Genomic DNA, 18134 nt, shown 5'->3' on the forward strand with positions numbered 1-18134 from the left:
CGGCACTCTTTGAATCAGGACACAGGAACGCGCCTTGCAGACACGCTCCCTCCAGGCAGTCAAACGCACCGTTTTCATTGTCGACGACGAACCGGAGATCGGTAACCTGCTTCTGGATGCCCTTCTTCAGTTCGAGATGGAGGGCAAGGTCTTTGCAACGGCTGCGCAGATGCTGACCGCACTCAGTCTGGAAACGCCGGACGCCTGCATCGTCGACCTTGGTCTGCCCGACATGGAGGGCATGGCCCTTATCAACGAGATCAGGCGCCAGTCGTCGGTGCCTATCATTGTTCTGTCGGCACGCGGCCATTCGACCGACCGTGTGATGGGGCTGGAACTTGGCGCCGATGATTATGTGGTCAAGCCCTTCGACCCGCGTGAAGTGGTTGCGCGCATCCGTTCGATCCTGCGCCGCTCGTCCGACCAGCCTTCGAAAAAGGCGAGCGTCGATTGCGCCAGGTTCGAGGGCTGGAGCTACCTGCCCGCCTCCCATTGCCTGATCTCTCCGGAGGGGGAGGAAACGTTCCTGTCGACCGGCGAGGCCTCCTTGCTGGAAGCACTCCTGAGAGCGCCCAAGCGCGTGCTCTCACGCGATTATCTGCTGGAGCATGGCGGCCGGGACGAGAGCCTTGACCGGTCAATCGACGTGCGCATTTCGCGCATCCGCAAGAAGCTCAACCGCAAGAACGAACCGGCCCACATCCGAACCATCTACGGGTCCGGCTACATGCTTGCCTGCGATGTAAAGTGGAGCTGACGCGAGGCCCGATCTTTCAGGCTCCACCGCCTTTGGCCCGCCCTCTCTGGCTGCGTGGCATCGGCGCAGGTAGCGCCTCTGATCACCCCAACAGTTTGAGAGTTCTCAAACAAAAAGCGGGAGGATTTCTCCTCCCGCCTTTCATTCTTTGTGTCATCAGGATCAGAAGCTCAGGCTGATGTCCCGATGGTCGGACAGACATGCGGCAACATCAAGCGCCATATCCGTCGGTAGACGGTTCTGCGCTCTCAAACCGATGTTTGTCGCAACCACGTCATCGAAGGCTTTCAGCTTCGGCAGGATCTCCTCCGCACCTTTCCGGCGCCAGGCGAGATCCGCGTCGAGCGCCGCAATCGCCTTGTCGATTTCCGCAACAGCTTCTTCCGCATTCGGTTCACGGCTCCGCATGATCTTGCGGGCATTGTTCAGCTCATCGCGAATATCGCGTGTGCCTTCCGCATCTCCCACCCGCGAGCGCATTGCCGAAATCGCATCTTCCGCAGCCTTTGGTTCAAGCGTCGGCACTTCGGCCTTCAGGGCTTCCAGTTCCGGCTTGAAGCTTGCGACCAGATCGGCCTGATCGAGGATCGTTTTCAGCTCCACGATGGGCTCATAGGCCTGATCGACAGTCCGTCGGTAAGACACGCGGGCGGTATTCTCCGCCTTCTGGATCTTGGCAAAGGTTGTGTAGGTGTCCTTCCAGTCGGACGGGATCTCCGCCATCAGGGCTTCATGCCGGGCTTTCAAATCGTCGATACGAGCCTGAGCACGTTCGCCCTGTTCGGCGGTATAGATACCTGTCTCACCCGAGCGATCAACGATCACCTGAAGGTCGGCAATCCGATCATCAAGTCGGCGGGCATCACGTTCGATGGCACGAACCTCGGTGTGAACCGGCTTGTAGGCCCCAGCCGCTGCCGCAACATCCGCCTCAGCAGCATGGATCGCCTCCATTTGCGGCAAGGCTTCCTTCGCCTTTTCCAGCCCTTCCATGACATCATCGCGCAGATCTTCCGGCAGATAGCTCATGTCAACGGATTCCATGGACTGGATTGCCGACAGGATCTTGTCGCCATTCTTCTGGAAGTCCTCATAGACGAGAGCTTCCATGCAGTATTGCAGACGCGGGTTCTTGGGAGGTGGTGCGGTCTCCGACAACAGGGACGAGCGGTTCGGCAGGTAGTTCACAAGCTGCGGATACAGCCCGACGATACCCAGCGCCAGCAACTGCAGGCAGATGAACGCAATCACGCCCTTGTACATGTCCAGCGTCTTGACCACCGCCGGGGCAACCCCGCGCAGATAGAACAGCGCGAAGCCGAATGGCGGTGTCAGGAACGAGGTCTGGATATTGAGGCCGATCATCACGCCAAGCCAGACGGCGGTGACGTTCGCTTCCGGATCCGCGAGCAGGATCGGTGCAACGATCGGCACGACAACCACCGCGATCTCGATGAAATCGAGGAAGAAGCCGAGGACGAAGATGACCAGCATCACGATCAGGAACTGAGCCCAGAACCCTCCCGGCAGGCCCTGCAGGAAGTTTTTGACCAGCTCTTCCCCGCCGAAGGCACGGAAGGCCGAGGTCAGCATGGCCGCGCCCAGAAGAATGATGAACACCAGCGCGGTGGTCTTGGCGGTTTCCACCATCACGCCGCGCAGCGTGTTCTCGAACTTCAGCGTGCGCCAGCCTGACCACAGGATCGCGATCAGCAGCAGCGAAACGGCGATGATTGCCAGGATCAGGGCAACCACATCGTCGCTGGTCTGGATCAGCTTGATGTTGACCGAGCCGAAGAAGCTGACCACCACGGCCAGGCAGAGCAAAGCCAGAATGGCGATGATCGCCGGGCTGTAGGCCCCGCGCTTGCCGTCCCGAAGCCGGTACCCGGCCATGACCATCGCGCCAACGGCACCGATGGCGCCGGCCTGGTTCACGGTGGCAACACCGGCGATGATCGAACCCAAAACGAGGAAGATCAGAGCCAGCGGCGGCACCAGGGTCAGCACCACCTTGCCCGCGAACGCACGGGTGAAAGTGCCTTCTTCATGGACTGCCGGTGCCGACTTCGGGTTCATCAGCGCGAAGCCCAGGATGAACAGCATGTAAAGGCCGACCAGGACGAGGCCCGGCAGGAAAGCCCCCAGGAACATTTCGCCGGCACTGGTCGAGACCACCGAAAAATCCGAGGGCATCGAAAGTTCGCCGGTGCTCGCCTTGTAGAGCGTCTGGCGCAGCGAGCCGGCCTGATCGACCGCGCTGGCTAGCTGGTCGGCCAGAATGATCAGCACGATGGATGGCGGAATGATCTGCCCCAGCGTCCCGGACGCGGCGATGGTGCCGGTTGCCAGAGGCACCGAATACTTGTTGCGCAGCATGGCCGGCAGCGAGATCAGGCCCATGGCAACGACGGTCGCCCCGACGATGCCGGTGGTGGCGGCCAGAAGCGCGCCAACGAAAACCACGGAGATCCCAAGGCCGCCCGGCACCGGGCCGAACAGCCGCGCCATCGTGACCAGAAGGTCTTCGGCGATCTTCGACCGCTGCAGCATGATGCCCATGAACACGAACAACGGAATGGCTATGAGCGTATCCCGCTCCGCCTCCCAGTAGATGCCGCGGAAGTTCGTCACCCCCGCGCTAAGCCACTGGCTTGGCCCGCCGTGCGAGAAATAGGCGCCGGGATCGCCGGCAAACAGATAGCCCGAGCCGGCAGCGATGCCGATTGTCAGGATGGCCGACCCAGGGAGCGAAAAGGCAACCGGGAAACCGGACCCAAGCGCAATCGCCATCAGGACGACCAGGATAAGAAGGAAAAAAAGTTCCATATCAAGCGGTCTCGTCAGGCTCTATTGAATCGTGTGGCTGTCATGATCCCGGCCGCCCGGTTCGCCGCGAATATCGGCAACCGCTTCCAGGAAATACGCCACAAACTGGATCATCATGGTAACGGCGAAGACGCCAAGGAATCCGGCCATGAGATACTTCACGTAAAGGCCGAAACCAGCCTGCGTGGTCTCGTAGGTCAGGATCGGGCTGTTGATGATGTTCTGCTTGCCGCCCAGGCCGACGATCAGGATGACGGTACAAAGGCTCATGCCGAGCACGACGGACCCGACGGCATTGACGATGCCCTTGGCCTTTGTCGACATGCCTGCATAAAGGATATCGACCCGAACGTGCCCTTCCTCATGCAGGGTGTAGGCACTGGCAAAGAGGAACAGCGCCGCATACCAGAACCGGACAAGATCGGCGAGGAAGGCCTGCTCGTAGGAGAACACGAAGCGGCCGATAACGATTAGCAGCTCCGCCGCAACTACCAGAAGAGCCAGCCAGGTGAAGCCGAGCGTGCGCGTGAAGGCTGCAATCACGAACGACAGTGCGATCAGCGGCATATGTACATAGGGACCACGGAACTGTGACCTGCCGAGGTCGTCGGCCAGTGTCTGTCCGACAAAATCGGGCAGAAAGCCCTCGATCCGCAGGAAAGAGATCGTGCTGTCGACCAGCCCGACGATCAGCACGGCAAAGAAGCAGGCCCTGATCAGATAGGCGTTTATGTTGCTGATGCGGGCGCTGTCTTCTCGCAGCGTGTTTCCGTTCGTCCTTACATAGCCGAAGGCCAACAGGATCATTGCCGCATAGAGCGCCAGCTGCAACCAGGACCAGAAGATCGGCATGGAGCCATTGGCCGCGCCGCCAAAGATGGGCGCGATACCTGGAAGATCTTGCCAGTAGGTCAGGTAGTTGTTGAGAAGAAACGCCGTCATGATCGCCAATACGACCCAGCCGCACAGGCGGAAGAAGCGGGCGCTCTCCGGCGAGGCTTGACCACCGGAATTCATAACAGGCGAGCCGTCTTGAACATTGTCCAAGGCCGTCATCGTGGCTATGCCTTTTTGTCTTTGTCAATGAAGAAGGGACGGGATTCCTCCCGCCCCCTTAATCGCTCAGCCGATTACTTCGGAATGCCGAGGTAACGGTTACGCTTGTTGCTGTAGGCGATATCGGAAATGGCCATGTAGCTGCCGATTTCCTGACGCGCATTGATCACGCTCTCGAAGATCTTCTTGGACAGCGCGGAATGATCCATCGCTTCTTCCAGAACTTCCTGAGCGGCTTCACCGAAGCTGTCGTAGATCTCGTCGGAGAATTCACGCAGCTCGACGCCGTGCTCGTTGATCAGGCGGTTCAGGTACTTACCGTTGTTGGCATTGGTTTCGGCGATCGTGTTGGAATTTTCTTCCGCACACGCTGCAACGATGATCTGCTGATCAACCTTGTCGAGGCCGTCCCAGAATGCCTTGTTCATGCCCAGAGCAAGCATTGCGCCCGGCTCGTGCATGCCCGGATAGTAGTAGTATTTGGCCGCTTCGTAGAACTTCATGAAGTAGTCGTTGAACGGACCAACCCACTCGGTAGCGTCGATAGCGCCGGAAACAAGGTTTTCATAGATCTGGCCACCCGGCAGGGACACCGGAGACGCGCCGAGTTTCGCCATGACGTCGCCGCCCTGACCCGGAATACGCATCTTCAGACCCTTCAGGTCGTCAGCGGTTTCGATTTCCTTGTTGAACCAGCCGCCCATCTGGACGCCAGTGTTGCCCATGGCAAGGTTCTTCAGGCCGAATTCACCAGCCAGCTCATCCCACAGTTCCTGGCCGCCGCCGTATTTGATCCAGGCGTCCATTTCAGCCTGGGTCAGACCGAACGGCACGGCAGTGAATGCTGCCCAGCCCGGATGCTTGCCTTTCCAGTAATAGTCGGCGCCGATGTAGGCCTGCGCGTTGCCGGAAGCGACTTCGTCGAAGGAGTCAAATGCCCCAACGCGTTCGCCAGCGGCGAAATACTGAACATTGAGGCGACCTGCGGTCAGCTCTGCAATACGAGCTGCCAGGCGCTGTGCGGGAATACCGAGACCCGGGAAATCGCGCGGCCAGGTGGACACGATGACCATTTCCTTGGTGCCCTGCGCGATTGCAGGAGCAGCAAGCATAGATCCAGCAGCAACACCACCGGCGCCAATACCAGCCTTTTTGATAAACGAACGACGATCCATTAGTTTCCTCCCTAACCGGATCCGAATTTAGACCGGGTACACACTTGCACCGATCCCGAAGTATGTCTAGTTGACCGAGCGTCTGAAGCGCTATTCGTGGTTCTGCGCAGCTTCTCGGTATTACTACCGAGAACACGCAAGTGAGACGATCATTTGGCGCGCATTTGCGCAACAAGAGAGCAAAATTCGTGACCTTCAAAACCAAATTGCTTCTCATCACGATACTGCCATTGATAGCCGTTTCCGTGCTGATCGGTGCGGCCACCTATTATCAGTCGCGGGAATTGATCAACACCCAGACGCAGGCTGTGGACCAGCGCATCCTGTCCTACAAGCGCCAGGAAATTCGAAACTACGTCAGCCTTGCCCTGACCTCGATCGAACAGATCTACAAGGAAGAGCCGGGCGGCCGGGAAGCCGCGCAGCAAAAGGTCAAGGAGATCCTCCAGAACCTGACCTTCGACTACGATGGCTATTTCTTCGTCTATACGCTCGACGGCACAAACCTGGTGCACCCCAAACTGCCCAAACTTGTAGGCGGCAACTGGTGGGATCTTCAGGACGACAACGGCGACTTCGTCATCCGCAACCTGATCGAGGCCGCCAAGAAGGGTGGCGGCTTCCACCAGTACGTCTGGCACAAGCCCTCGACGGGCACGGTGGAGGAAAAGCTCGGCTATGCCATCCTGCTCGAAAAGTGGGGCTGGATGCTGGGAACAGGCCTTTACACCGACGACATCGCCCGCGAAGTCACCGCCATTCGCACGGATTTTGCCCGCTCCATCCGCCAGACCCTGTTCGTGACCTTCATGATCACGCTCGCGGCCATTGTGATTGCCGGCTTCCTCATTGCCGGAGTGCGTTTTTCCGAACAGCGTTTTGCCGACAGCAAACTGAAGGAGCTGACCAACCGGATTTTCCAGGTGCAGGAACAGGAGCGCAAGCGCGTGTCCACCGAACTGCATGACAGTATTTCCCAGCTCCTGGTGTCTGTCCGCTATGGCGTGGAAATGATCCACAGCGAGGCAAACCGCGAACCTGAGCTTCAGTCCCAGGCAGCCAAATGCCTGAAGACACTGGATGGGACCATTGCCGAGGTCAGACGGATATCACGCGACCTCAGACCCAGCGTTCTCGATGACATGGGCCTTGCAGCCGCGCTCGGCAGTCTCGGCAAGGAGTTCCAGAACCAGTCCGGCATTATCGTCAACGTGGAGGCAGAGCAATGTCACAGCCGCTTGTCGGAAGGTGCCAAGACCGCGCTCTATCGCGTTGTTCAGGAGTGCATGACAAATGTCGCCCGCCACGCCCACGCCAGCGAGGTCGCAATCTCCCTCAAGGTCGGCGCACAGCAACTCGTCCTCTCGGTGGAAGACAACGGTGTCGGCCTGCCACGCCCCTTGCCGAAATCCGGCGGCCTTGGATTTCGTAACATGCGGGAGCGGATCGAAACCTACGGCGGCCGGTTGACCCTGAGCCGTCGCGCCTCCGGCGGAACCCGTATCAAGGTCCAGATGCCGCTCGACAATGCGGCTGCAAAAGCGGCATGATGCAAAGATGACAGCGCGTTCACCTTCACCTCGGTCATTAACGCGGCCCATCCGCGTGCTGCTGGCAGACGACCATGAGCTGGTTCGCGATGGTATCCGGGCCCGGCTGCAAAAAGTGGCTGAGCTGGAAGTGGTTGGTGAAGCAACGAATGGCCGCGAGGCCTTGACGCTCGCCCATGATCTGCGCCCGGACGTTCTCTTGATGGACGTCTCCATGCCGGTGATGAACGGACTGGAAGCGGCAACCCAGATGCGCAAGTCGCTGCCGGAAATCGCAGTTCTGATCCTGTCGATCTACGATAACCCGGAATACGTACGCGGCGTCGTTCAGGCAGGGGCGCGCGGATATATCCTGAAGGATATTTCAGCCGCCGAGATGATCACCGCCATTACCAGCGTCGCCAACGGCGGTTACTATTTCTCCTCTGCGGTCGGCCCGACACTCGTCGGCGCCAGCACCTCCGCCCCCGTCGAAGATCCCTACGGCCTGACCGACCGCGAGCGCCAGGTTCTGACAGCCATTGCCAAAGGCCAGCCAAACAAGGAAGTCGCCCGGGAGCTTGGCATCAGCGTGCGCACTGTAGAATCCCACCGCCTGAACCTGCGCGAGAAAGTCGGCAACAAGAATGCCGCCCAGCTCTACAAGGTCGCGCAGGATCTGGGATTGCTGGACTGATCCGGCTCAGCTAAATCTGTTGACCAAACTCTCCCGGAGACGCTGCTCTCCCATCTGACAGGCTTGAAATGACCAAACCACTCGTCCTGGTAACCGCCGATGTGAAAACCGTCGAAGGCTATAACTGGCACGCCGCAACCTCGATTTATCTGCAGGCCGTCGTGAAAGGTTCCGATGCCATTCCCATGATCCTGCCGTCCCTTGGCGCCGATCTGGACCTGGATGCGGCGCTGGATCAGGTCGACGGTGTGCTGGCGACCGGGTCCCGCTCTAACGTCAATCCGGAACTTTATGGTGAGGAGCCGACGGAAGAGAATGGGCCTTACGACCCGTCCCGCGATGCGACGACGCTGCCCTTGCTCAAACGCGCTGTCGAACGCGGCATTCCCGTTTTTGCCATCTGCCGGGGTATGCAGGAATTGAACGTTGCCCTCGGCGGTACGCTCCTGACCGAAATCCAGACCCTTCAGGGCCGTGACGACCACCGTGCCCCGACATCCGAACAACAGGACGAACGTTTCCGGATTGCCCATCCGGTGGAAATCGCTGAAGGCAGCTGCCTGGCGGCCGTTGTGGGCGATGAGCCGATTGAAGTGAACTCGCTCCACCGACAGGCCCTCGGCACACTGGGCAATGGAATGATCACGGAAGCAGCTGCCGAGGACGGCACGATCGAAGCCGCTTCGATCAAGGACAGCGCCGGCTATGTGTTGGCGACCCAGTGGCACCCGGAATATTGGGTTTCCACGGACGGCCCGTCACAAAAACTGTTCGCCGCCTTCGGCGATGCCGTTCGTGCCTACCGGGTGAAGCGTCTGGGACTTTGATCTCGCCCTGACGCGAGACAGCCTCAGCCCCAGCCGAACGTTGCAATCAGCAATGTGAGGCCCAGCAGGAAGACAATGGTTGCCCCGGCGATCTCGATCGTCCGGTGCACCTTGCGCGCCATCGGGCTGCCTTCGCCGAATATCCGCACGGCAAGCTCCTTGGCCCCGACCGCCATGCCCGCAAGCAGGGAAACGGTGATGCCGGTTCCGACCGCCATCGCCAGAGTGGAAGCAATGCCCGCGGCAATCATGCCCTGGGAAAGAGCAAAGACCAGAACCACGAGCGCGCCGGTACAGGGCCGCAGCCCCACCGCGAAAATGATCGACACCGCCCGGCCAAGGGTAATCCGGCCTTCCAGCATGTCCGGTGTCGGCGCATGGGCATGACCACAGCTCGCACAGACGCCATCGGCACCGATTTCGTGGTGATGGTCATGGTGATGATGATCGTGACCGTGGTGGTGGTGGTGATCATGGCCGTGGTGACCGGCAGCCCCGGCAACAGCGAACTGCGAACCCGAAAGCCGCGCGGCCATGCTGACCGCAAGGGGACGGAGCGCTTTCTGCCACAACAGCCAGCCCCCCAGACCTGTGATGAGCAAATAGGAACCGATTTCAAACCACCGCGCCGTATCCTGGATCGCGATGCTGGTGAGATTGAAGATAGCAGCCAGTCCACCGACAAGCAGAATTGCGGTCACCGCCTGTGCGAAGGCCGAAGCAAACGAGAGAACAATCCCCTTGCGAAGGGTCTCGTTGTTGGCAACCACATAGGAAGTGATGATCGCCTTGCCATGCCCCGGGCCGGCCGCATGGAAAATGCCATAGGCGAAGGAAATCCCCATCAGCAGCCAGGCCGCATGCGGATTGCTGCGGAAGGACCTGAGGCTTGAGACCAGCGCCTGATAGAACTCTTTCTGCTTGACCGCAATCGTCCCGAAAATCGTGTCGAGCAAGCCGGCCTTCGGCGCCGCCGCCTGTTGTTCTGCCGGTTTTGCCGTGTCGAGCGCGGCCGTGATTGCGGCATGCCCATCACTTGGCGCGCTGGCGGTGGTCTCCGTGGAGGTGGATGGCGTGGTTGTAGTGGTAGAAGAAGCCGTTGAAGCAGCGTCCGGTGTCACCGATTGCGGCTTGTCCGGTGTGTCTGGCGAGGTGGTCGCGGCCGCAACTGCATCGCCGCAGGCAACCAGCATCTGGTTGACCTGGGTAGCGGCGACGGACTGTAGCTCGGGCGGCAGGTCTCTCTGATCGGCGCCGATCTGCGCAAGCGCATAAGCTTCGGCATCATCCAGCGGTGGCGGCTCCTTGCGGCTCACATGGCAGGTGCCGGGTGCGTTTTTCGTTCCCAGGGCGTCATCGCCATCACTGAAGCGAAAATCGACATAATAAGTCGGATCATAGACGTCGAGCGTGATCAGGTTCTTGGCATCGCTGGGCTGTTTGAACGGCAAGGTGAAATGCAGTTCCAGCAGGTTCACGTCTTCCGGCATGGAGCCGCCGTTCATACGGACATCTTCTTCCATCGCCTCGAAGTCCTCGGGTTTCATCACCCAATAGTCCTTGAGGGGAACCGTGACCACTTCCAGCCAATAGTCCGTCGGAGCGTCGAAATCGAATTCGTCACGCGTGTTGTCGCCGAACGTGAAATAGCCGTAGTCGGCCATGCTTTCCACATTCACCTTCGCCAGTTCACTCAGCTCCTCGCGGGAGTAGTGACCGTCGCCATCCTTGTCGAAGCCCTGGATTGCAAATGCGGTAAAGGCATCGTCGAAACGAAACACCTGCTGAAGAGCGACCGCCTGGCCGGCATCGTCGAACACCAGCTTGCTCCTGGCCTCCACGAAGACATGCGGATGCGCGCTGGCGCTCGCGACAGCCCCCATCAACAATCCCAGTGCGAGCAGAAAACGGCGAGAGGCCGCAGGTAAAACCTTGGCCGTGAAGGCGGAGAGCAAGCGCAACGGGATCACCACTTAGCAGATGTAATAAGTTTACATGACATGCAGTGAGGGTGTTTGACCAGAGAAGACGGCAGGAAGATGACCGCGACTCTTTCGCAGCGCAATACGCGCTGGGAAAGAATTTCACAGTTAACCTCACTTTGAGGAATGTTCATGCTCAAAGCATGGTTTTGATCGAAAAATACAAGACAATATTTCGGACTTTTCGCCCAAAATATTCACAACAATAACTCAACGATCGAACCAGCCATGAACGCCTTGCATAAATCAGTTGATCACAGCGCCGTCTTCGACCATCCCGAAATGGGTGATCACGAAGACATTGTTTTTGTTCAGGACAAGGCCACTGGCCTCAAGGCCATCATCGCCGTCCACGACACCACGCTTGGTCCGGCTCTTGGCGGCTGCCGCGTCTGGCCCTACGAACATCCTGCAGATGCCCTTATGGACGCCCTGCGCCTGTCCCGCGGCATGACCTACAAGAACGCTCTCGCAGGCCTCGATCTTGGCGGCGGCAAGGCCGTCATCATTGCGGACCCGCGACGTGACAAATCCGAGGCGTTGATGGAAGCATTCGGCCGTCATGTGGAGCGCCTGTCCGGCACCTACATCACCGCGGAAGATGTCGGCGTATCACCGGATGACATGGAAGCCGTCGCCCGTCAGACCGAACATGTCCGTGGTACAAAGGCGACCGGCCTTGGCGATCCGTCCCCCTACACGGCCCTCGGTGTTTTCGAAGGTATCAAGGCATCCGCCAAATTCGTTTTTGGCAGCAGCGATCTTTCCGGCAAGACCGTTTCCGTGCAAGGCCTTGGCCATGTTGGATTTGACGTAGCTCGCCAGCTTCACGAAGCCGGCGCAAGGCTCATCGTTTCCGACATTCACGCACCGGCCGTGCTGCGCGCCATCGATGCCTTCGGCGCCACCGCCGTCGATCCGGCAGAAGCGCATATGGTTGAGGCAGACATCTTTGTGCCGTGCGCTCTTGGAGCGGGATTGAATGCCCGCACTGTTCCGCAAATCCAGGCGAAGATCGTTGCAGGTGCAGCAAACAACCAGCTGCAGACCCCGGCTGATGGCGTTGCGCTGAAAAAACGCGGCATCCTCTACGCTCCGGATTATGCCATCAATGCCGGAGGTGTCATCTCCATCGCGCTGGCAACCGCGAACAGCGGCGACAACATTGTCCGGGACAAAACCATCGCGATCGGGGAAACACTGGCAAGGATCTTCGACCGCGCAGCGCAAGAAGGCACCACGCCGGAACATGTGGCAGACACAATGGCCGAAGAACGTCTGGCGAAAGCAATGGCAGCCTGATTGCGCCGCTGACATCCTTCAATGGCGGACACAAGTCGCCATTGAAGGGTTGCTTCGTTTACCGGCCTTGAATGATCGGAATTTTTTCGGAAACGCAGAAACAAGCACCTCAAATCCTGAAGGCTTCAGGAGAACTGGCTCTCGTTCGAGGCTTTGAACATCTGCTTCACAAGGACTTTCGCGTCTTCCACGGCCAATTCTCCCATTTCCGCATAGCAGGCCGTGACGCCTTCATGCAGCAGGTAGAGCCGCGAGGCGAAGCTTTCCTGCCCGCTCAACTCGCCGAAGAATTGCAGAAGCTCACCCTTGTGCCGCTTGACCATTGTCGCGATTTCGGTGCTGTCGGGACTGGCTGCCAGAGCTTGACGAAACATGCATTCCTTGCCTGCAGTCATGCGCATCCAGCCCCCAAGCTTGTCGAACAGCTGAACGGCTGCCTCCAGTCCGGGAGAGCTTACACCTTCGCGCACATAGGACAGATACCGCCTGTGCCGGTATTCAAGCGCTCCCAGCACCATGGCTTCTCGCGAGGGAAAATGACGATAAAGCGTGCGCATGCTGACACCGGCGCCGGCCCGGAGCTCGGGAACGCTCGGTTCGGCGAACCCGCGGCTCCAGAAGACTTCTTCCAGACGAGCGGCAATGTGTTCCTGCGCGTTTTCCATGAGTAAGTCTTGGGATTTACATACCGCTTTTGCAAGGAAAACCTTCACCTAAAGGTAATCTAAGTAATTTCCCGTAAGCGAAAAATGAAAGTAATTTTCGAAACTTAATCGTCAAGTAAAGTACAAATTATCAGAAACGTTATGACAGCAATGATTTTCGATCGTTTTCAAATTAATTCACATGATTAAAAAATTTCAAACGCCATTTTGGCCGGACGAATACCATTCAAGCAAAAAATCAACAAAGGCCCGCACCTTTGCACTTAGATGCCGTCGATGCGGATACACTGCATAAATACCACGCATCGGCTCTTCATAGGCCTCAAGAAGCAGAACCAGTCTGCCGTCGCGAATTTCCCTGGAGACGAAAAACAACGGCGTCCGCAGAAAACCAAGGTTACAGAGCGCCGCCTCTCGTGCCGCCGCGGCACTGTTGACTTCCAGCGGGCCCTTGACCGCAACCGAGGTGCGCTCCCCGCTCGTGTGGAACACCCAGTTCTGCTTGTAGCGATAGTTCGTGTCGATGATACAGGGCCGCGAGGAGAGATCGGCAGGCACGTTGGGTGCACCATAGGTCTCTATGGTCTTGGGCGTGGCACAAACTACGGTGCGGAAGGGCGCGATCTTTCGGGCAATCAGGCTGGAATCCTCCAGCTGCGCGACCCGAACGGCAAGATCGAAGCCTTCCTCCACAAGGTCGACAAAGCGGTCTTCCAGCCGGAGATCCAGGTTGATCTCCGGATAGCGGACAAGAAATTCCATCATGGCCTGGTTCAAAAGGTCGTCGCCCATCGAACGCGGCGCCGATACGCGCAACCGGCCACGCACTTCCTGATGCGAGGACTGAACGGACGCTTGCAGATCATCGATCCGCTGCAGGATATCCGTTGCTTCCTTGTAATAGACCTCCCCGACTTCGGTGAGGGATACCTGACGCGTGGTCCTGTTCAACAGACGCACGCCCAATTCGTCTTCCAGTTCACCCACATATTTGGAAACCAGCGCCTTGGACCGCCCCATTTCACGGGCCGCTGCGGAAAATCCGTTTGAATCGACAACTTGAATGAAGCAGCGCATCCGCGTGATTGCGTCCATCCGGCATCCTTCCCGTTCGGGCCATTCCGAAGACCCTGATTAGCGTATTTTACAGCGGACGGTCAAAATTCTCGCCGGGCGAGACCCGGCAAACGATCAGTTCCGGACGGGCCTTGCGCGGCGGCCGAGACGGGCCGCACCGATCAGAAGGCGCATGACCAGAAACCCGCCAAGCGCCCCGGTCCCGGCACTGGCAAATCCGGCTGGCGTCACCGGCACGGCCGGCTCGAAGTCTTCCGCAGTTGCCTGCGCCAGTGTTGGATCGAAGCCGCGCGCGAAAATGACCATACGATCCAGCGGCCCGGCTGTTTCCAGCTCCTCACGCTGCAACTTCAGCCGGCTCAGGCGGATTTCCGCATTCAGCATGCTGTCGCCGCGCGATCTGATGAAAGGATCCTCGGAGGATTTCTGGCGCGCAATGGCTTCTGCCGGTGTCAGCCCGTAAAGAGCGGCATCCCGGTTGAAGTCTGCAAGTATTTCTTCTAGAGCATCGATAGCCCCGCCAAGCCGCTGGCGGTATTGCTGCGTGAACTCCGGCAACTGGGACGTTGCGGTTCCACTCAGCAACATGACGATCAGCATCATGATACGTGCCATCGGATGTCAGGACCTCCCTTGCCCGTCCCTGGCGATCAGTCCTGCAGACTGATAATCCCCGCTTCCGCGGTTTCCGTTCCAAAGACCAGCCGAACTCCATCCGCGTCCCAGGCCATGGTCGACACCGGGCCCAGGCCCGGTCGACGCAGCAGCACCTCGGCATTGTCCTCGAACCGGCACATCAGGATCATTCCGTCCTGATAGCCGACCGCGACAACATCTTCCTTCGGATGGCAGACAACGGCACTGACAAGGCTGTCGCTCCGGGTCCCCAACTGCAAGGGCGCCTGCCCCATGGGGCCGGTCTTGCCGAAGAACGGCCAGAGGATCGCGGCATTGGCACCGGACGTTGCCAGATACCGTCCCTTGACCGACCAGCTGAACGATTTGACCTTGGCCGGGTAGCCCGTCATGCGCATGTCCTGGCTGTCCGACAGGCGCCAGCCGTGCAAGGCGTTTTCCTGCATCGCGGACACAACATACTTGCCGTCGGGCGAGAAACTCACGCCCAGATGCGCGCCCTTCCAGCTCAGGTCGACCGGCGCTCCATCGGTACCGGCCCACCAGAGCGTTACGCCATCGTAGCGCGCGACCGCGAGCCGCATGCCCTTGGGTGCAAAGGCCAGGCCGCCAACGGCCCGTTCGTGCGCGAATTCCTTTTCCTGCCCATCGGCAAACCGAACCCAGGCTGTCCGTCCGCTGGCAAAGGCCAGCGCACCGGAGGGTCCGGCGGCAATCAGGTCGATCCACTTGCGCGGCCGCTCGGCAACGCATTCGCTGGACCCGTCCAACGAATTCAGAAAGATACAGCCGTCGTCGCCGGAGGTGATCAATCCCTTTCCGTCGACAGTCGGCTCAGCCGCCAGAAGCCCCGCCTTGTGAGGTCTCAGTTTTGTTTCGCCCTGCCCGGAAAGGACGATGTCGCCTTCTCCGGACGCAAAAAAGGCGGTGTCTTTCAGATAGCCGGCGCGGACGACGTAGCCATCCACCTCAACGGGAGCAACTGTCGGCAAGTGTCTTCTTCCTTATTGTGCAACGCAGGCCTGGAAACTGTCTTTCAGAACTTCCCAGTTAAGATCCCGGCCAATGAACACCAGACGGCTTTCGCGCGGCTCATCGTCTTTCCAGTCACGCTGATGATCGCCTTCAACAATCATGTGAACGCCCTGAATGACATAACGTTGCGGATCGCCCTTGAAGGCAAGGATGCCTTTCATGCGCAGAATGTTCGGACCCTGAATCTGCGTCACCTGATTGACCCAGGGGAAGAACATATTGGGGTCGAGATCGCCCGCCTTCAGGGAAATGCTCTTCACCGAATGGGGGTCTTCATCGTGATGATGGTGCCCGTGATCATGACCATGCCCGTGATGATGATCATGGTCATGATGGTGGTGGTCGTGGTCGCAATCGGGTCCGCATTCATCGGCATGGTGGCCATGCTCCAGAAAATGCGGATCGAGCGACAGGATCCGATCGAGATCGAACGCCCCCCGGTCGAGCACCTTGGCGATGTCGATACTGCAACGCTCGCTCCGGTGAAGCACGGCATACGGATTGATCGAGCGGATGCGCGCCTCGACAGTGGCCAGTTCTTCGGCCGATACGAGATCGGTCTTGTTGATCAGAATCACATCGGCAAAGGCGATCTGGTCTTCGGCCTCTCCGGTGTCTTCCAGCCGCTGGAGGACATGACGGGCATCGACCACGGCAACGACCGCGTCGAGTTTCGCGGAGGCGCGGACATCGTCATCCATGAAGAACGTCTGCGCGACGGGGGCCGGATCGGCAACGCCGGTGGTCTCGACGATGATCGCGTCAAAGGCATTCTTGCGCTTCATCAGGTTCTGCACCGTGCGAATGAGATCGCCCCGCACCGTGCAGCAGATGCAGCCGTTGTTCATTTCGAAGATTTCTTCATCGGATTCGACAAGCAAATCGTTGTCGATGCCGACTTCGCCAAATTCATTGACGATAACGGCGTACCGCTGACCATGATTTTCGGTCAGGATGCGGTTGAGAAGGGTGGTCTTGCCGGCCCCCAGATATCCCGTCAACACGGTAACGGGAATCTGTGCCTGGCTGTCCTGGGTCGCAGTCATTGCGCGCTTTCCTGGCAGGAGATGAAGGGTCGCCCGCCGGTTAGCGGGCCGCTTGGGCGGGAATATAAGCATTTCACCGACGTATTGGGAGTGCGCCAGGGAAATTTCCCTCAACTGCGCAAGCCTGTGGACACTCGCCCGAACGTTTTGTCCGTTGTTCAGCCTTTTCAAATCCTTGTCTGCCGCATTAACGTCGCCGGCAGGAAACGCGCACAGGCATGGAGGCCGAAATGCTGCACACGATTGGCGGATTTGACCGGATCGGCGAGGAAAATGCGTTTGCCGTGCTGGCGCGGGCAACGCAACTGGCCGAACAGGGACGCGACATCATCAATCTGGGCATCGGTCAGCCGGATTTCAAAACACCGGATCACATCGTGGAAGCGGCCATCAAGGCCCTGCGTGACGGTCAGCACGGCTACACGCCCGCAACGGGCATAGCGCCCTTGCGTGAAGCGGTTTGCGCCGACCTGCTGAAACGTCACGGAGTGGAGACCGACCCCGGCAACGTTCTGATCGTTCCGGGCGGCAAGGTCACCATGTTCATGGCGATCCTGATGTTTGGCGAACCGGGCACCGAAATTCTCTATCCCGATCCGGGCTTCCCGATCTACCGCTCGATGATCGAGTTCACCGGCGCCCGTCCCGTGCCGGTTCCGATCCGCGAGGAAAATGACTTTGCCTTTTCTGCCGAAGAAACGCTTTCGCTCATCAACGACAAGACGCGGCTTCTCATTTTGAATTCTCCGGCCAATCCCACGGGAGGCGTCACGCCACGAGCGGAGATCGAAAAACTCGTTGCCGGACTTGAACGGTTTCCCGATGTTGCCGTTCTCTCGGACGAAATTTATTCGCAAATGACCTACGACGGCATGGAGCACGTGTCTTTGCTCGGCTTTCCGTCGCTGCGCGACCGGCTCATCCTGCTCGACGGCTGGTCCAAGACCTACGCCATGACCGGCTGGCGCATGGGATTTTCCCTCTGGCCCGACGGCCTGATCGACAAGGCGCGCAAACTGGCGGTCAACGCCTGGTCCTGCGTCAACGCACCGGCCCAGTTCGGTGCCCTTGCCGCACTCACCGGACCACAAACGGCTGTCGCCGACATGGTTCGGGAATTCGACGGCCGACGCAAGGTAACGGTTGACGGTCTCAATGCCATCGAAGGCATTTCCTGCCGTGTCCCACTTGGGGCCTTTTACGCCTTCCCGAATATCGGCAAGACAGGCTGGAAGGCCAAGGAACTTGCGTCTGCCCTGCTGGAAGAAGCTGGCGTTGCAGTCATTGGCGGCCCCGACTTTGGCGTATTGGGCGAAGGATATATCAGACTGTCTTACGCGAATTCGACCGAAAACATCCGTGATGCGCTTGGACGGATCGAAACATTCCTTCACGGAAACCGAGAGTCCTGATTTCTCGGAAAAATTACGGATCAACTGCCTCATCAAAGGTTAACAAGAACGCTTTCTTCAGGGTGTCTTCACTCACGTATCCCTTTTATTAAACTTTTATTGCGTTGAA

15 protein-coding genes are annotated in these 18134 nt (G+C 58.8%); 6 read left to right on the forward strand and 9 right to left on the reverse strand.

Translation table 11 applies throughout. The features are described 5' to 3' along the window. The first annotated feature begins 34 nt into the window (after positions 1–34). Positions 35–757, forward strand: coding sequence for a response regulator transcription factor (locus tag FMN63_RS05925; RefSeq protein ID WP_148583018.1), 723 nt, complete (start codon positions 35–37; stop codon positions 755–757). Positions 758–919: 162 nt separating this feature from the next. On the opposite strand, the gene FMN63_RS05930 is transcribed toward FMN63_RS05925, so the two are convergent. The 3 genes from FMN63_RS05930 to FMN63_RS05940 all read right to left on the reverse strand — a co-directional run bounded on the left by FMN63_RS05930 (position 920) and on the right by FMN63_RS05940 (position 5817). Next, positions 920–3586, reverse strand: coding sequence for a TRAP transporter large permease (locus tag FMN63_RS05930; RefSeq protein ID WP_148583019.1), 2667 nt, complete (start codon positions 3584–3586; stop codon positions 920–922). A 21-nt stretch (positions 3587–3607) separates the two neighbouring features. After that, positions 3608–4642, reverse strand: coding sequence for a TRAP transporter small permease subunit (locus tag FMN63_RS05935; RefSeq protein WP_148583020.1), 1035 nt, complete (start codon positions 4640–4642; stop codon positions 3608–3610). A 74-nt stretch (positions 4643–4716) separates the two neighbouring features. After that, the gene (locus FMN63_RS05940) at positions 4717–5817 is read right to left on the reverse strand and encodes a TRAP transporter substrate-binding protein (protein WP_148583021.1); all 1101 of its coding nucleotides are present in this window, start codon (positions 5815–5817) and stop codon (positions 4717–4719) included. A 188-nt stretch (positions 5818–6005) separates the two neighbouring features. Here FMN63_RS05940 and FMN63_RS05945 point away from each other — a divergent pair, with 188 nt between their 5' ends. From FMN63_RS05945 to FMN63_RS05955, 3 genes are all read left to right on the forward strand, one after another. Then, positions 6006–7367 (forward strand): cache domain-containing protein, encoded by a 1362-nt coding sequence (locus tag FMN63_RS05945; protein ID WP_148583022.1) that lies wholly within the window; start codon positions 6006–6008, stop codon positions 7365–7367. A gap of 7 nt (positions 7368–7374) precedes the next feature. Further along, positions 7375–8043, forward strand: coding sequence for a response regulator (locus tag FMN63_RS05950; protein ID WP_148583023.1), 669 nt, complete (start codon positions 7375–7377; stop codon positions 8041–8043). A gap of 68 nt (positions 8044–8111) precedes the next feature. Further along, positions 8112–8870, forward strand: coding sequence for a gamma-glutamyl-gamma-aminobutyrate hydrolase family protein (locus FMN63_RS05955; RefSeq protein ID WP_148583024.1), 759 nt, complete (start codon positions 8112–8114; stop codon positions 8868–8870). A gap of 23 nt (positions 8871–8893) precedes the next feature. Here the strand turns inward: FMN63_RS05955 and FMN63_RS05960 are convergent, their stop codons facing one another. Next, on the reverse strand, positions 8894–10831 hold the full coding sequence (locus FMN63_RS05960; protein WP_148583025.1) for a HoxN/HupN/NixA family nickel/cobalt transporter: 1938 nt from the start codon (positions 10829–10831) through the stop codon (positions 8894–8896). Positions 10832–11080: 249 nt separating this feature from the next. On the opposite strand from FMN63_RS05960, the gene FMN63_RS05965 reads away from it, so the two are divergent. Further along, positions 11081–12154: a Glu/Leu/Phe/Val dehydrogenase dimerization domain-containing protein gene (locus tag FMN63_RS05965; protein WP_148583026.1), complete on the forward strand. Its 1074-nt coding sequence runs from the start codon at positions 11081–11083 to the stop codon at positions 12152–12154. Between the two features lie 125 nt (positions 12155–12279). On the opposite strand, the gene FMN63_RS05970 is transcribed toward FMN63_RS05965, so the two are convergent. From FMN63_RS05970 to FMN63_RS05990, 5 genes are all read right to left on the reverse strand, one after another. Beyond that, complete coding sequence (locus FMN63_RS05970; protein ID WP_148583027.1) at positions 12280–12819, reverse strand: TetR/AcrR family transcriptional regulator; 540 nt, start codon at positions 12817–12819, stop codon at positions 12280–12282. A gap of 195 nt (positions 12820–13014) precedes the next feature. Then, positions 13015–13914, reverse strand: a complete 900-nt coding sequence (locus FMN63_RS05975; protein WP_148583028.1) for a LysR family transcriptional regulator — start codon at positions 13912–13914, stop codon at positions 13015–13017. Positions 13915–14010: 96 nt separating this feature from the next. Then, positions 14011–14511, reverse strand: coding sequence for a DUF2937 family protein (locus FMN63_RS05980; protein WP_148583029.1), 501 nt, complete (start codon positions 14509–14511; stop codon positions 14011–14013). A gap of 35 nt (positions 14512–14546) precedes the next feature. Further along, positions 14547–15524 (reverse strand): WD40 repeat domain-containing protein, encoded by a 978-nt coding sequence (locus FMN63_RS05985; protein WP_148583030.1) that lies wholly within the window; start codon positions 15522–15524, stop codon positions 14547–14549. Between the two features lie 12 nt (positions 15525–15536). Continuing rightward, positions 15537–16613, reverse strand: a complete 1077-nt coding sequence (locus tag FMN63_RS05990) for a CobW family GTP-binding protein (RefSeq protein ID WP_148583031.1) — start codon at positions 16611–16613, stop codon at positions 15537–15539. Positions 16614–16843: 230 nt separating this feature from the next. Between FMN63_RS05990 and FMN63_RS05995 the strand changes: the two genes are divergently transcribed. Next, complete coding sequence (locus FMN63_RS05995; protein WP_148583032.1) at positions 16844–18025, forward strand: pyridoxal phosphate-dependent aminotransferase; 1182 nt, start codon at positions 16844–16846, stop codon at positions 18023–18025. Positions 18026–18134: the final 109 nt, after the last annotated feature.

The organism is Stappia sp. BW2 (assembly GCF_008107695.1).
Taxonomy (GTDB): Bacteria; Pseudomonadota; Alphaproteobacteria; order Rhizobiales; family Stappiaceae; genus Roseibium.